The sequence below is a fragment of the Streptomyces sp. NPDC002018 genome, assembly GCF_042890865.1.
Taxonomy (GTDB): Bacteria; Actinomycetota; Actinomycetes; order Streptomycetales; family Streptomycetaceae; genus Streptomyces.
Map to the genome: position 1 here is coordinate 151771 of NZ_JBIASO010000002.1, position 15310 is coordinate 167080.

Genomic DNA, 15310 nt, shown 5'->3' on the forward strand with positions numbered 1-15310 from the left:
ACGCGGGAACGCGGGAACGGGGGAACGCGGCGACCCGGTCAGGCCGTCAGTTCCTGGTGGAGTGCCTCGCGCAGACGGGCCGCGCGCTCCGTCACCTCGGCGGGCCCCAGCTCCACGGCGCGCGCGCACCAGCGCTGGCCCTCGGTCAGCTCGCCCCGGCGCGCGGCGAGCAGCGCCAGACGCAGCGCGGCCCGGCCGTGACCGGCCTGCGCGGCCCTGGTCCACCACAGGGCGGCCTCGCGCTCGCCGCCCTCGCGCGCGAGCAGCAGTCCGAGGTTGAAGGCGCCGCTGCGGCTGCCCGCCTCGGCGGCCTCGCGGTACCAGCGCGCGGCGTCGGTGATGTCCCCGCGGGCGGCGGCGAGCATGCCGACGCGCACCTGGGCGCGGCGGTGTCCCTGCTCCGCGGCGCGCTCGTACCACTGCTCGCACTCGGTCTTCACGCCGTACGACTCACCGAGCGCGGGCGGGCCGGGCGGCGGCTGGCGCGCGTCGAGCAGGGTGGCCAGCCGGAACGCGGCCTCCGCGCTGCCGCCGCCCGCGGCGCAGCGCAGATGGCGCTCCGCCGACCGGTCGTCGCCTTCCCTGAGGCAGGCGATACCGACCTGGAGGGCCGCCTCCGTGTGCCCCGCGGCGGCGGCGCGCTCGTACCAGCGCAGAGCAGCGCGGTCGTCGTCCCGCCCCGCGTACAGAATGCCCAGATTGAACGCGGCGTCCACGCTGCCCGACTCGGCCGCCTTGGAGAACCAGGGCTCGGCCCCCGTCGGGTCGTCGGCCTGCAACAGCAGCACGGCGAGCGCGTTGGCGGCCTCGCGATGGCCCGCGTAGGCGGCGCGGCGGTACCACTGCTCGGCCTGGACGGTACGGTCCTGGGCCGCGCAGAGCAGTCCGAGGTTGTACGCGCCGTTGACATCGCCCGCGTCCATCGCGGCCCGGTACCACCGCTCGGCGGTCTGCGGCTCGCCCCGGGCCGCGTGCAGCGCGCCGAGGGCGTTGGCGGCGTTGCCGTCGCCCTCCTGCGCGGCGCGCAGCCACCAGATGGCGGCGCTCTCCTCGTCGCCCGCGTCGCGCAGCAGAAAGCCGAGGGCACAGGCCGCCCGTGCGTCGCCGTCCCTGGCGGAGGTCAGGTACCAGCGGCCGGCTTCCTTCAGTTCGCCGCGCTTCTCCAGGATGGCGCCGAGGTGCCGTGCGGCCCGGCGGTGGCCGCGGGCGGCGGCCTGCCGGTACCACTGGGCGGCCTCGGCGAGGAGCGTGGGCGCGTCGACGGCGCCGGTGACGTCCGGGCCCCTGCCCGCACCGGTGTTCGTCCGCGTACCCGTGTTCATCCGCGTACCGGTGCCCACCGCGGCGGTGCCGGTCCCCGCGACCGTGCGGTTGGCACCTCCGGCGCGGTGCGTACCCGTGCGCGCGATCCGGTGGCTCCCCGTGGCGCCGCCGCCCTGGACCGCCGGGCCCGTACCCCTGCGGTACACGGAGTCGGCTCCGGAGCGCGCCGTCTCGCGGGCGCGGCGCTCCAGCGTCCGGGCCAGGCGGTACGCCGCCTCGCGGTGGCCCTGCTCGGCGGCGGCGCGCAGCCAGCGCTCCGCCCCGACATCGCTGCGGTGCTCCAGCAGATCGGCGAGGGCGTAGGCGCCGAGGGCGTGGCCCTGCTCGGCGGACTGGCGCAGCCAGTACTCCGCGGCGGGCTCGTCGCCCAGCTCACGGTGGTGACGGCCCAGCGCGTGGGCCGCGGCGGCGGATCCGGCCACGGCGGCGATGCGCCACCAGCCGGCCGCCTCGTCCGGATAGCCGCGCTGGTGCAGCAGGACACCCAGGTTGTTCGCGGCGGCGCGGTCGCCCTCGCCGGTCGCGGCCCGCAGATACGGCTCGGCTCCGTCGAGATCACCGCGGCGCAGCAGCAGGGCGCCCAGGACGCTCATCGACTCGACGTCCCCGGCGTCGGCGGCGCGGCGGTGGCGGGCCTCGGTCTCCGCGTCGGCGGTCTCCTGCGCGCCAGCCGTGTGCGGGGCGCTCGTGGCACCAAGAGAATCCGCGGCGTGCGCGGCGTCGGCCGCGCCTGCCGCATGGCGCTGCACAAACCGCCCTGTCTCCAACAGAGTTGTCCTATCCCCCATAATTTCCATCGTCGCACCACCTGCCACCCGCGTACAGCAGGTATACCGCGACCCACAAGGTCACTACAGCGTTTTGTCGACATGCCCACAGAGAGACAAGTCAAACACGCTCCTGCTCAAGTCCCGCGCTGTGAAACGCCGTTCGTGGGCCGCACACGTCAAAGGCCCGGATCCTGTTGGATCCGGGCCCTTGACTTCGCGTAGCGGGGACAGGATTTGAACCTGCGACCTCTGGGTTATGAGCCCAGCGAGCTACCGAGCTGCTCCACCCCGCGTCGTTGTGTCCCAACCGTACCACGACGCGGAGTGATGCCTGTTCAGCCGCTGTCGGAGCCGCCGTCCCCCGGTGCGCCGCCCGATCCGCTGTCCGCCTCGGCGGCCCGCCGCAGGGCGTCCTGGAGCGCCTCCTGCGCCTTGCCGTACGCCGCCCAGTCCTGCTTCGCCAGCGCCGCCTCACCGTCGGCGTACGCCTTCTGCGCGTCCGCGATGGCCTGTTGGAGCGCCGTGTCACCGGTCGCCGGCGGCTTGGTGGTGTCGTCCGGCGGTGGCGGGGTCGTCGTCGGCGGCTCGGAACCCTCCTCGCCGAAGACGGCGTTGAGCGCCTGGGTCAGCCCGTCCTCGAAGACGGGCTTGCCTCCGTAGGAGACGGCCACCTTCTTCAGCAGCGGGTAGTTGGCGGTGCCACCGCGCGCGTACACCGGCTCGATATAGAGGAAGCCCCCTTCGAGCGGCACGGTCAGCAGATTGCCGTACTCGATGTCCGAGTCGGTGCCTCTCAGGTCACGCACGAACGTGGCGACTTCGGGGACACCGTTCAGCTCGCTCTGCACCTGCTGCGGCCCCGGCACGGTGGAGGTCACCCTCAGCACTCTGATCTTGCCGTAGTCCGTGCTGGTCGCGTCCGCGTCCACCGCCATGAACGCACCCAGATTGGGGCGTCCGTTGGGCGTGAAGGTCGTCGTCAGCGAGAACCTCTGATCGTCCTGACCGGGCATCTTGAGGCTCAGGTAGTACGGCGGGACCGCGCTGCTGTTCTTGTTGGTCGGGTCGTTCGGCACCTGCCACGCGTCACTGCCGCTGTAGAACTGCGCGGGATTGGTGACGTGGTAGCGGGTGAGCAGCTCACGCTGCACCTTGAACATGTCCTGCGGGTACCGGAAATGGGCCAGCAAATCCGGCTTGATCTCGTCCCGTGCCTTCACCGTGCCGGGGAAGGCCTTCATCCAGGTCTTGAGCACCGGGTCCTCGGTGTCCCACTGGTACAGGTTGACCGTGCCGTCATAGGCGTCGACGGTGGCCTTCACCGAGTTCCGGATGTAGTTGACCTGGTTCTGCTGGGCGACGACCGCGCGCTGGTTGTCGGTCAGCGAGTCGGCCGTGGTGTCGCCCAGGGTCGTGCGGGACGCGTAGGGATAGCCGTTGGTCGTGGTGTACGCGTCGATGATCCACTTGATACGGCCGTCGACCACGGCGGGATAGGCGTCGCCGTCGATCGTCAGCCAGGGCGCGACCGCCTCGACGCGCTCCTTCGGCGTGCGGTTGTAGAGAATGCGCGAGCCGTCGCCGATGGCGCCGGAGTAGACCATCTGCGGTTCGCTGAAGGCCACGGCGTATGCCGCGCGGTTCAGCGGGTTGGAGAGATCGACTCCGCTCCTGCCCGTGTAGCTCGTGGTCTGCTCGCCGTTCTTCTCGTAGTCCAGCTCCTTCTGCGGGCCGCCCACGATCGAATACTGCTCGGTCTTCTCGCCGTAGTAGACGCGCTGCTCGTACTCGCCGAGCCGGCCCGTCGTCGGCAGACCGGACTCGGTGAACTCGGGAGCGCCGACCGTGCCCTTGTTCTCGTCCGTCACGGTGTTCGTGCCCTTGGACGCGATCGCTCCGTACCCGTGCGTGTACGTGAAGTGGTCGTTGATCCAGTTGCGCTTGGGGATACCCGTGATGTTCAGCTCGCGCAGACCGACGACCGTGTCCTGGAGCTTGCCGTCGGTGCCCTTGTACCGGTCGACGTCCAGCGTTGCCGGGAACTGGTAGTACTTACGGTCCTGCTGGAGCTGCTGGAACGCGGGCGAGACCACATTGGGGTCGACCAGCCGGTAACTGGCGGCGGAGTCGGCCGCCTTGCGCTGCTCGGCCTTCCTCGCCGGGTCGCCCTTGCCCTGGTAGTCCTGCACATCGGCGTCGTCGATGCCGTACGCGGCGCGCGTGGCGTCGATGTTCTTCTTGATGTACGGCGCTTCCTTGGCCTGCTCGTTCGGCTGGACCTGGAACTTCTGCACGATCGCCGGGTAGAGCCCGCCGATGAGGATCGCCGAGAGCACCATCAGGCCGAAGCCGATCACCGGGAGCTGCCAGGTGCGGCGCCAGAGCGTCGCGAAGAACAGCACGGCGCAGATCACGGCGATGCAGAAGAGGATCGTCTTCGCCGGCAGATAGGCGTTGGCGTCCACGTACCGCAGTCCGGTCCAGTTGCCCGCCGCCTTGAAGTCACTGGACTTCACGGCCAGCCCGTACCGGTCCAGCCAGTACGCCACGGCCTTCAGCGAGACGAAGACTCCGATCAGCACCGAGAGATGGCCGGTGGCGGCGGCCGTGGCACGCGCACCCGGGCTGGTGATCCGCAGCCCGCCGTACAGATAGTGGGTCACCGCGGCGGCGATCAGCGAGAGCACGGCGGCGGCGAAGCCGAAGGCCAGCAGGAAGCGGTACCAGGGAAGATCGAACGCGTAGAACGACACGTCCATCTTGAACTGGGGGTCCTTCTGGCCGAAGGGCACTCCGTTGACCCACATCAGCCAGGTGCGCCACTGGCCGGAGGCGGAGGCGCCGGCGATCAGCCCGACCAGCGCGGTGATCGCCAGGAGCACCCACTTCTTGTACGGGGCGATCCCCATCCGGTACCGGTCGAGGTTCTGCTGCTCCATCGACATCGCGCTCAGCGGCGGCCGCAGCCGGTGCGCCAGCCAGATGTTCGTCCCGACGGCGATCGCCATCAGCAGACCGAAGACGGCGAACAGACCGATCTTGGTCCAGAGCGTGGTCGTGAAAACCGATGAGTACTTCACCGAGCGGTACCAGAGCCAGTCGGTCCAGAACCCGGCGAACATGACGAAGAGCATGGCCAGCACGGCCAGCACGCCCAGTGTCATGAGCAGGGTCCGGGCCCGACGGGACGGCCGGCCCACTCTGATCCGTGGCCCGGTCGGGCCTCCGCCGCGGTCCGGCATCTGGAAAGCCAACGTGCGCACCTCGAAGTTCGCGGTCGTGTTTCGGCGTGTGAAGCGGGCCCCGCGATCGTAAGGGCCCACTCATGCAACTTACTGAGGCTTTACCTAGTTCCCGCACCGGGGTGCGGAGGAGGCAGGATATCGACCATGTCCAACGTCTCTCCCTCAGGTACACCCATGGCCGCGAGCCCGCTGACGCGCGCGGTGCTCGAAATCGACGAATACGCGTCCGGGATGGGCTGGGATCAGCCGGCCCGGCTCTTCGCCCTCGTCGACACCGCCCGGCTGCGCACCGACGAACCGGAGCTGGCCGCCCAGCTCGGTCTCGACGACGGCGGGGCGGTCGCTCCGCTCACCCCCATCGAGCAGGACGAGATCCCGTCCGGCACCCCGCTGGACGAGTTCCTCGGCACCATCGCGTGGCCCGGGGCGGTGGCGGGCTGCGCGATGACGGTGGAGCGGCTGATGCTGCCGCCGTCGGCGGAGGCGTCCGTGCCGGACGGTCTCGACGACGCGGGGCTCGCCCGGTGGGTCTCCGCCCACCCGGAGCGCCAGGAGGTCAGGATGACGGTCGCCGTGCTGCGTGACGGCGCCCGTGAGTCGGCCCTGCGGCTGCGCGAGAAGGACTCGCCGAACGAGGTGCTCACCGGCTCGGGGCTCGTCCCGGGCCTGGCCGAGGCCCTCGCGGCCACCTTCGAGGCGTAGGACCTCTCGCCGGGCCTCTCCCGCGGCCTCTCCTCGGGCCTCCCGCGGCCTCGCCCGCGGCCTGTCCCCGGGCTTCTCCTGTGGTCTCCTGAGGCCTCAGGCCTCAGGCCTCCGGCCTCCCGAACGGAGCGCGACGAGCCGCGGCCCGCGCCGCCCGGTCCCTGTACGGATCCGGGCGGCGCGGGCCGCGAACGGTCGGTGTGTACGGTCAGCCCACCGAGCAGGTCGGCAGACCGCCCGTCTCCCCGTCGCGGATCCTGTCCAGCGACTTCCTGGCGTCGTCGATGGTCTTCACCTTGACGAGGGTGAGACCGTCGGGGATGTCCGAGGCGGCCGCCGCGCAGTTCTGCTCGGGGGTGAGGAAGTACTCGGCGCCCGCGCCGCGTGCCCCGACGAGCTTCATCTCGATACCGCCGATCGGGCCGACCTGTCCCTGGTCGTCGATCGTGCCCGTACCGGCGACGAACTTGCCACCGGTGAGCGCGCCGGGTGTGAGTTTGTCGACGATGCCGAGGGCGAACATCAGACCGGCGCTCGGGCCGCCGACATCGGCGAGCTTGATGTCGACGGTGAACGGGAAGGTGTGGTCGGTCCCGGCCTGGATCCCGACGATGGCCCGGTCGCCCTCCTCTGACCTCTGCGTGGTCAGGGTGACCCGCTCGATGCCCTCGGGCTCCTTGCCGAGCTTCTCCGCCGCCTTCGCGTCCGCGACGGGGATGATGCCGAAGATGACGTCCTCGCCCGGCTTGTGCTTGGTGACGAGCTCGGCGACATCGGCCGGCTCCCGTACCGCCACGCCGTCCACCTGCTTGATCACATCCCCGGCGTGCAGCGTGCCCTCCGCGGCGCCGTCCTTGATCACCGAGGAGACGACGGTGCGCGAGGAGACCGGGATGTCCAGTTCCTTCAGGGCGGCGACCTTGGCGCTCTCCTGGGACTGACTGAACTCCTCGGCGTTCTCCTGGGTGGACTGCTCCTCCGTCTTGCCGTCCGGGTAGAGCGTGTCGTGCGGTACCACCACGTTGTCGTGGGCCAGCCAGCCGTAGACCGCCTCGACGATGTTCATCTTGTAATCCGCGCCCGTGACCCTGACCGTCGTCATATTGAGATGCCCCGACGTCGGATAGGTCTTGTGCCCGGAGATCTGCAGTACCGGTTCTCCACCGGCGTTACCGAGCGTGTTCACCGTCGGTCCCGGGCTCATCTCCGAATACGGCACTGTGATGAGCACACCCGCGCAGAGCAGCGCGATAAGGACGAGGGTGGAGGCGAGCATCGTCGCGGTGCGGCGTGGCATGGAACGACAGTACGGGAAGGGTTCCTGTGTGCACCGCTGGGGCCGTCCGTACGGGGCCGACGCGGGGGACCGCGTAGCGTGTGCGTACGGGCGGCTGCCACGGCGTCCGACGTCAGAACCGATCCGGACCTGAATGCGCCTTTTCCATGGCATCACGGAAGCGGGCATAGCCGTTCAGTTCGGCGATATCCCCTACCGTGCGATCTCTTGAGACCCAGCTTCCCCATATCGCCGCGCCTATGGCGGCGAAAAGCGGAATCAACAACCAGGCGAGTGCGGCCATACCGACCTCCAGACGTGCGTGAGCGCCCGTGAACTGACCGATCAGCAGATTAACCATCTGCTGAGTCAACGCTGCTGGCAGGGGTGCGGTTACGCAAATCGGGCCGTCCCGGACCGACCAGGTTTCAGGCCGTTCCGGCCGCGGGACGGGAAGCCGCCGGCCGGGTGCGGACGGTGCCGAACGGAAGGGCTACGCGCCCACCCATTCCTCCGTGCCGTCCGAGAACTTCTGGTGTTTCCAGATCGGGACCTCGTGCTTGAGGTCGTCGATCAGCTTCCGGCAGGCCTCGAACGCCTCGGCCCGGTGCGGACAGGAGACCGCCACGACGACCGCCAGATCTCCCACCGCCAGATCGCCCACTCGGTGGACGGCCGCCAGCGCGCGCACGGGATGGTCCGCGACGATCTTCTCCGCCACCCGGCGCAGCTCTGCCTCCGCGGAGGGATGGCAGGAGTAACCGAGGGTGTCCACATCGGCGCCCCCGTCGTGGTTGCGCACCGTGCCGACGAAGAGGGCCGTGCCGCCCGCGGCGTCGTCCCCGACCGCGCGGAAGACCTCGTCGACGGTGAGGGGGGTGTCGCGGATCGCCAGCAGCCGGATGGGGTCCTGCCCCGCCTGCTCGCCCGGATGGGAATGCGTGCTCGCCATGGTCACCATCGTGCCGTACCGCACCGACATCCCGGAACAGTACGTACGGCGGCCCCGGCCCTGGACGCGGCCCTGGCCCGGCCTACCGCCGCCGGCCTACCGCTGTGGGCCCTTCCGGGGCCTGTGAGCGCCCCCGTGGCCTCCCTGGGGTGCCGGGGTGTGGGGGGGTGCCATGGGTGCGGGGGCACCGGGGGTCTCGGGACGTGGGCCCCGCCCCCGGGCGGCAGCCCCGCTCCGGTCACCGGCCGCGGCGAGCCTTGCGGGCCCGCCGTACCAGCGCGGCCGTACCGAGCAGGGCCACCGTCGCGCCCGCCGCGCCCGCCGCGGTGGCGTCCTTGCGGCCGAGCCGCCGCCCCACGACGGTGTGGCGGCCCTCCACCTCCTCCAGCAGCGCGGCGAGCACCTCCTCGTTCGTCCACCGTGGCCGCCAGCCCGCGTCGTGCAGCCTGCTGACACTGACCACCCAGGGATGCATCGTGTACGCGAGATCCCCCGCCGGTGACGGCGTGAGACCGATCCTGTGCAGCCTGGCCGCCGCCCCCAGGGCGACCGCGGACGGCAGCTCCATCCGGCGGATGCCGCTCAGCTCCTCGACCTCCTCCTGCTCCAGCCAGCCGTCGCAGCCCACCGCGAACTCGCCGTCGGCCTTTTCGAGCGCCGCGTACTCCAGGGCGCTCACCAGGTCCTCGACATGGCAGAACTGCCAGGTGGGGCGGGATCCGGCGACCACGAGCAGCCGTGGCGACTCGAAGTAACGGGTCAGGGCCGTGTCCGTACCGCCGACCAGGACGGCGGGCCGTACGACGGTCACATGGAGGCCGGGGTGCGCGCGGGGCGCGCGGCGGCCCAGCCGCTCGATCTCCAGCAGATCGCCGACGCCCGTGGCCTCGGCGGTCGCCCGCAGCTCGGCGTCCTCGGAGAGGGGGATGTCGTTGTCGGGCAGGGCGCCGTAGACCATGGCCGAGGTGCACAGCACCACCCGGTGGACGCCCGCCGCGGCCGCCGCGGTGAGCACGGTCTGAGTGCCGCGCACGTTGTAGGCCGTTCGGGCGGCGGGATCGGTCTCCAGATCGAGATCGAGCGCCAGGTGCACCACGACGTCCGCCCCGCGCAGCTTCTCCGCGATGGCCGGGTCACGGACGTCGAGGATGTGCCACTGCGCCTCGGAGACCTCACCCCGGCGCTCGTCGATCGCGATGACCTGCTTGATCTCGTCGGAGGCGGCGAGGCGCCGGGTGAGCAGGTCACCGACGCCGGAGGCGGCGCCGGTGACCGCGACGACGGGGCCCCGGGACGGGTGGGTGGTTGAGCGGTTTCGCGCTGCGCGAACCTGCGGATCTGGGGAACTCACCGGGCGTCTCCAGCGGTTGTCTTCAATACGTACGTGAATGACGCGTACGTACCAGGTGACGTCCATCCTGCCGCAGGCCACAGGCCGACGAAGCACTGAGCCCGGAAGCCGACCGGGTGTCGGATCCGTGCGAGGCCCGCGGAAGCGGCGGACCGAGCAGGCCGAAGGCGGAGTCCGGTCGTACGGCCGGCCCGGCCGACGGCACGCGGCACCACCGTCGCCGACCCGGTGCCGCTTAGGCTGGGTGGTGTAGTCGGGCAGCCGCCGCCGGCAGAAGCCGGCGGCCCTACGAGCCGAGGAACCCCGTGAGTGACACCCCATTCGGATTCGGCCTTCCGCCGGAGGAGCCGGAGGACGGCGACGGCAAGAAGAAGGACCCTGCCGGAGGTGGTCAGGGTGCCGGTGGTCAGGGCGGTCCCGGCAATCCCTTCGGAAACTTCGGGTTCGGGCTGCCGGGCGGCGCGGGCGGCGCGGACAATCCGTTCGCCGCGATGTTCGGCTCGCTGAACCCCAGCGACCTGGGCGCGGCCTTCCAGCAGCTCGGCCAGATGCTCAGCTACGAGGGCGGTCCCGTCAACTGGGACATGGCCAAGCAGATCGCGCGCCAGACGGTCGCGCAGGGCACGCCCGACGGCACCAAGGACACCAGTGTCGGTCCCGCGGAGCGCGCCTCGGTCAACGAGGCGGTACGCCTCGCCGACCTGTGGCTGGACGGCGTGACCTCCCTGCCGTCGGGTGCGAACACGGCGGTGGCGTGGAGCCGCGCCGAGTGGGTCGAGGCGACCCTGCCCGCGTGGCAGCAGCTCGTCGACCCGGTGGCCGAGCGGGTGGGCACGGCCATGAGCGAGGTGCTGCCCGAGGAGATGCAGTCCGTGGCGGGTCCGCTGATCGGCATGATGCGCTCCATGGGCGGCGCCATGTTCGGCCAGCAGATCGGGCAGGCCGTGGGCGTGCTGGCGGGTGAGGTGGTCGGTTCCACCGATATCGGGCTGCCCCTGGGCCCGGCAGGCAAGGCCGCGCTCCTGCCGCTGAACATCGAGGCGTTCAGCAAGGATCTCGGCGTCCCCAAGGACGAGATCCGGCTGTATCTCGCGCTGCGTGAGGCCGCTCATCAGCGGCTCTTCGCCCATGTGCCCTGGCTGCGGTCGCACATGTTCGGCGCGGTCGAGGGCTATGCCCGGGGGATCAAGGTGGACACCACCAAGCTGGAGGACGTGGTCGGGCAGTTCGACCCGACCCATCCCGAGGAGCTTCAGGAAGCGCTCCAGCAGGGCATGTTCCAGCCGGAGGACACCCCCGAGCAGAAGGCCGCGCTGGCCCGTCTCGAAACGGCGCTGGCGCTGGTCGAGGGCTGGGTCGACGCGGTGGTGCACGAGGCGGCGAAGACGAGACTCACGGGAGCGGACGCGCTGCGCGAGACGCTGCGCAGGCGCCGTGCCTCCGGTGGCCCCGCCGAGCAGACGTTCGCCACGCTCATCGGCCTTCAGCTCCGTCCGCGCCGGCTGCGGGACGCCGCGCGGCTGTGGGCGTCGCTGACGGACGCGCGCGGGGTGGACGGCCGTGACCGGCTGTGGGAGCACCCGGACATGCTGCCCACCGCCTCCGACCTCGACGACCCGGACGGCTTCGTCCACCACGAGCAGTTGGACTTCTCCGAGCTGGACAGGATGCTCGGCGAGGCCGCGGGCGGCTCGGGCGCCCCGGGCCGGACCGGCGACAAGCCCAGCCTCAAGAAGGACGACGAGGGCGAGAAGGACGGCAAGGACGACAAGGACGACACCGACAAGTGAGCCTGCACGACGACGCGGTCCTCGTACTGAAGGGCTACGGGGACCAGGAGGTGCTGCGCGGCCTCTATCTGGATCATCTGTCCGCCCACCCCGACGCGATGTGGAAGTCCTGCGGGGCCGGGCATCTCACGGCCAGCGCGCTGGTGATCGACCCGGCGCACGGCCGTGTGCTGCTGACCCTCCACAAGAAGCTCGGCATGTGGCTCCAGATGGGTGGCCACTGCGAGCCCGGTGACAGCACCCTGGAACGGGCCGCGCTGCGGGAGGCCATGGAGGAGTCCGGGATCCTCGGTCTGCGTCCGCTGGAGGGCGGGCCCGTACAGCTCGACCGGCACGCCATTCCGGCCCCGTGCCACTGGCATCTCGATGTGCAGTACGCGGCGCTGGCTCCGGCCGGGGCGGTCGAGCGGATCAGCGAGGAGTCGCTGGACCTGCGCTGGTTCACCTACGAGGAGGCGGCGAGGGTGGCCGACGGCTCGGTCGTACGGCTGGTGGAGCGCACGCGCGCCGCGCTGAACGCGTAGGCCCGGACCCTCGGACCGTCCGTGGGACCGTCGGACCGTCCGTCGGACCCTCGGACCGTCCGAATGACCGTCGGGGCCGACTGCCCGTCGGAGGCGGCGGACAGGCCTGAAGGGGTGGCCCCCGGTGGAGGCGGCCCCTTCAGGTCCGCGCCGGAGTGCGGGCGTGGTCCTCCGCTCCGGGCTCGGTCATCAGCTCCAGGCGTTGTTCTGGTTCTGGCCGTGTGCTCCCTGCTGGCCCACGCCGAACTGCGCGGCGAGCCCCTGCCCGATCTCCGCGTTCTGCGGTGGCATGACCTCGCTGGGCTGGACGAGCGCGAAGCCCTGTCCGAGGAAGCTCAGCTCCCAGCCCTCGCCGGTGTTGCCGCGCCGCCTGCGTACCCCCGAGGAGTGCGTCTGCGCCTGCATCTGCACCCGCAGCGAGGAGGACCAGGCGACGATCGCGTCGGCGTCGGCGTTGACATACTTCTCCGGCGTGACCTGGATCATCAGCGGCTGGCCCGAGGTCATCAGCGCGACCTTGCCCCGGCCGGAGATATTGAGCTGGTACTTGCCGGACCCCGAGATGCCGTACTGGCTGTCCACCGCGATGACCTCGGTGTGCAGCGTGGAGTCGAGGGCCAGCACATAGGCGCTGTCGACCGTCAGCCCCTCCTGCTCGACCTCCACCACATGGATGTACTGGGCGAGATTGGCCAGATAGACCGTGCCCTGCCCGGAGCAGCGCATCAGATCGAGACCCTCACCGGTGCGGGCGCGGGCCCGCCGCCGGCTCTGCGACTGGTACTCGCCGTCGAAGTCGATCAGGCCCTGGTAGGCGACCATGGCGCCCTTGCGGGCGAGGACATCGTCCTGGCCCGTGAGCGCGACCCGCAGGAGCTGCGGGTTCTGCACCGCGTACCGCTCCTGGGACTGCTGTTCCGTGTAGGCGAAAAGCGGACTCTGCATGGTGTTCTCTCGCTCCCCTCAGCCCCGGATCCGAAGGCGGTCGGTGCTGTCCTCGCTGGGCTGTACGACGACGATGCCCTGGCCGGAGAAGGCCATCTGGTAGGCCTCCCCGCTGCCCCGCCCGATCAGCGCCGAGGCCTTCATGCTGCGCTTGCCCTTCACCTTGAGGGCGGGTGACCAGGCGACCAGGGCGTCCGGGTCGACATAGGTCTCGTCCTCGCCCCGGCCGCAGTCGACGACGATCGGTGTGCCACGGGAGGTCAGGGCGACCCAGCCGGTGCCGGCGATCCGCACGTTCCACAGCCCCTGGCCGGCGAACTTGGCCAGGCCCTTCACCCGCTCGACGCCCCACTGGAGATGGGCGTCGAAGGCGAGCAGATTGGTGCCGTTGACCGACAGGGCGTCGTCGTTCAGATTGATGACCACCACATCCGCGCCGTAGTCGGCCAGATAGAGCAGACCGTCTCCCGAGCACTTCATGAGGGGCGTGCCCTCACCGGTGACCCACTGGGAGGCGACCTGACGGACGGCGGGCGGGTTCGGCTCGTACTGGATGAAGCCTTCGTAGGCGACCATCGAGCCGGTGCGTGCGAAGAGGTCGTGTCCCGAGGCCATCGCGACCTTGAGCATGGCACGGCCGTGGTTCTCCATCCGGGCCGCGATGGGGGTGGGGGCATAGCCCGCGAGCTGCTGGTTCATGGTCCGGGCTCCCTCAGACCTCGTACGGCTGGACGACGATGAAGTTGCCGGGGGCTCCCCGGAACTGGAGGTTCACGGTCTCCCCGCTGTGCCCGGGATACGCGTTGCGGCGCAGCCTGACCTGGCTGGAGATGATCACCTGGGACGCGGCCGACCAGGCGACGACCGCGTTGCAGTCGGCGAAGGTCGTGGGTGTGACGGGAAGGACCACCGGGATGCCGTGGGTCTTCACGACGACGGTGCCCGTGCCCTGGAAGAGCATGGTGAACAGGGCGCCGCCGGGGATGCCGTGGCCCTCGATACGGCGGATCTCGTACTGGAGGGACTCGTCGAAGGCGAGGACGTTCTCCGCGGAGACGCAGATGCCGTCGCCCTGGAGCTCGACGGGGTGCAGATGCGCGCCCTCTTCGGCGAGGAACACCTGGCCGCGGCCGGTGCAGCGCATGAGCTGCATCTCCTGGCCGGTGGCGTTGCCGACGATCCGGCCGGCGAACCCGGCGCCCTTGTAGCCGAAGTCGACCTTTCCCTGATACATCACCATGCTGCCCTGGCGGGCGAGGACCGGTGTGCCGCCCGTACCGAGGTCGACCCGCATGAGCTGGCCGTTCTGCGAGGTCCAGCGCTGGCCGGTGGGCAGTTCCTTGTACGGCTGAAGGGCCGCCTGGAGACCGGCGCCGCCCGGCGGTACGCCCTGGGGAACACCCGGGGGGACGCCCAGGGGCGGACCGGGCGGCTGCTGACCGTACGGCGCGGGCGCCGGCTGGCCGTACGGTGCGGGTGCGGGCTGCCCGTACGGCGACGGCGCGGCCGGTGGCGCCGTCTGCCCGGGACCGTGGCCCGGGATCTGCCCGGGGGCCTGGCCCGGCGCGTGGCCGAACTGAGGCGGCTGGGGCGGCTGTCCGTACGGCGCGGGCGCGGGCGCGGGCGGCGGCGCGACGGTGCCGCCGGTCGGGGTCATGGGCGCGGCGAGGGTCGGCGCGGAGTGCGTCGGCTGGGGAGCGGGGGCCGGGGGCCCGGCCGGAGCGCCGAACGACGGCACGGGCTGGGGAGCGGGCGGGGCCTGGGGCGCCTGCGGGGCGGCCGGGGCACCGAACGCCGGGGCGGGCGCGGCGGCACTCTGCGTGGGCGGGGCGAAGCCCGGTACCTGCCCGCCGGTCCCCGGCGGGGGCGCGGCCGGCTCCTCCTCGGCGACCTCGCCGCCGAAGTTCTTCAGGAGCGCGTCGAGCCCGCCGTCGAAGCCCTGGCCGACGGCGGCGAACCGCCACACGTCCTTGAGATAGAAGTCGCCGAGCATGACGGCACGCTCGGTGGTGAACTCCGAGCCGTCGAAGGCGTATCGGACGACTTCCTCACCGCCCGCGACCACCCGGATGTATCCGGGACCGATCTGGGACATCTGGCCCGCGCCGTCGACGGTGGCCGTGAACGAGAGCTTGTGGATATGCGCCGGGATTCGCTCCAGCGTCACCCGGAAGGACTCGGTGTCGCCGGCCTGGGCGCCCAGCAACTGGATTGATTCCTCAGGCGACTTGGGCTGGTTGAAGAAGATGAAGTAACGGTCGTCCGAAAGCTGTTCGTGGGCGTCGAGACCGAAGCAGCTGATGTCGAAGGTCAGCCCGGGAGCGGCGATCTGCACACCTACGTACAGATCCGTCCCCGGCGTGAGATCACTGATCTTGGCCTTGTGGCCGCGCTGGAATTCCCTGGCCATGCGTAACGACCGTCCCCCATCC

12 protein-coding genes and 1 tRNA gene are annotated in these 15310 nt (G+C 70.9%); 3 read left to right on the top strand and 10 right to left on the bottom strand.

Annotated features, from left to right (window positions below):
* Positions 1–38: 38 nt before the first annotated feature.
* The 3 genes from ACFYYH_RS04180 to ACFYYH_RS04190 all read right to left on the bottom strand — a co-directional run bounded on the left by ACFYYH_RS04180 (position 39) and on the right by ACFYYH_RS04190 (position 5335).
* Complete coding sequence (locus ACFYYH_RS04180) at positions 39–2120, bottom strand: tetratricopeptide repeat protein (protein WP_388545642.1); 2082 nt, start codon at positions 2118–2120, stop codon at positions 39–41.
* A 192-nt stretch (positions 2121–2312) separates the two neighbouring features.
* A tRNA-Met gene (locus tag ACFYYH_RS04185) sits at positions 2313–2386 on the bottom strand.
* Between the two features lie 42 nt (positions 2387–2428).
* A complete protein-coding gene (locus ACFYYH_RS04190; RefSeq protein WP_388546327.1) occupies positions 2429–5335 on the bottom strand; it encodes a UPF0182 family protein in 2907 nt (968 codons plus the stop codon).
* 147 nt (positions 5336–5482) lie between these two features.
* On the opposite strand from ACFYYH_RS04190, the gene ACFYYH_RS04195 reads away from it, so the two are divergent.
* Complete coding sequence (locus ACFYYH_RS04195) at positions 5483–6040, top strand: PPA1309 family protein (protein WP_388545645.1); 558 nt, start codon at positions 5483–5485, stop codon at positions 6038–6040.
* Positions 6041–6248: 208 nt separating this feature from the next.
* Here ACFYYH_RS04195 and ACFYYH_RS04200 read toward each other — a convergent pair whose 3' ends face one another.
* The 4 genes from ACFYYH_RS04200 to ACFYYH_RS04215 all read right to left on the bottom strand — a co-directional run bounded on the left by ACFYYH_RS04200 (position 6249) and on the right by ACFYYH_RS04215 (position 9619).
* Positions 6249–7337 carry a PDZ domain-containing protein gene (locus ACFYYH_RS04200; RefSeq protein ID WP_388545646.1) on the bottom strand — a complete coding sequence of 363 codons (1089 nt, stop codon included), beginning with the start codon at positions 7335–7337 and terminating at the stop codon, positions 6249–6251.
* Between the two features lie 112 nt (positions 7338–7449).
* On the bottom strand, positions 7450–7677 hold the full coding sequence (locus ACFYYH_RS04205) for a hypothetical protein (protein WP_388546370.1): 228 nt from the start codon (positions 7675–7677) through the stop codon (positions 7450–7452).
* A 132-nt stretch (positions 7678–7809) separates the two neighbouring features.
* Positions 7810–8268, bottom strand: a complete 459-nt coding sequence (locus ACFYYH_RS04210) for a molybdenum cofactor biosynthesis protein MoaE (protein ID WP_388545649.1) — start codon at positions 8266–8268, stop codon at positions 7810–7812.
* Positions 8269–8506: 238 nt separating this feature from the next.
* Positions 8507–9619, bottom strand: coding sequence for an SDR family oxidoreductase (locus ACFYYH_RS04215; protein ID WP_388545651.1), 1113 nt, complete (start codon positions 9617–9619; stop codon positions 8507–8509).
* 305 nt (positions 9620–9924) lie between these two features.
* On the opposite strand from ACFYYH_RS04215, the gene ACFYYH_RS04220 reads away from it, so the two are divergent.
* Positions 9925–11409, top strand: coding sequence for a zinc-dependent metalloprotease (locus ACFYYH_RS04220; RefSeq protein ID WP_388545654.1), 1485 nt, complete (start codon positions 9925–9927; stop codon positions 11407–11409).
* A complete protein-coding gene (locus ACFYYH_RS04225; protein WP_388545657.1) occupies positions 11406–11933 on the top strand; it encodes an NUDIX hydrolase in 528 nt (175 codons plus the stop codon). Before ACFYYH_RS04220 ends, ACFYYH_RS04225 begins: the two co-directional genes overlap by 4 nt.
* 189 nt (positions 11934–12122) lie before the next feature.
* Here the strand turns inward: ACFYYH_RS04225 and ACFYYH_RS04230 are convergent, their stop codons facing one another.
* The 3 genes from ACFYYH_RS04230 to ACFYYH_RS04240 are packed head-to-tail and all read right to left on the bottom strand — an operon-like array spanning position 12123 to position 15288.
* Positions 12123–12878: an AIM24 family protein gene (locus tag ACFYYH_RS04230; RefSeq protein ID WP_388545659.1), complete on the bottom strand. Its 756-nt coding sequence runs from the start codon at positions 12876–12878 to the stop codon at positions 12123–12125.
* Between the two features lie 18 nt (positions 12879–12896).
* The gene (locus tag ACFYYH_RS04235) at positions 12897–13577 is read right to left on the bottom strand and encodes an AIM24 family protein (protein ID WP_388545662.1); all 681 of its coding nucleotides are present in this window, start codon (positions 13575–13577) and stop codon (positions 12897–12899) included.
* 13 nt (positions 13578–13590) lie between these two features.
* Positions 13591–15288 carry a TerD family protein gene (locus tag ACFYYH_RS04240; RefSeq protein WP_388545665.1) on the bottom strand — a complete coding sequence of 566 codons (1698 nt, stop codon included), beginning with the start codon at positions 15286–15288 and terminating at the stop codon, positions 13591–13593.
* Positions 15289–15310 lie beyond the last annotated feature (22 nt).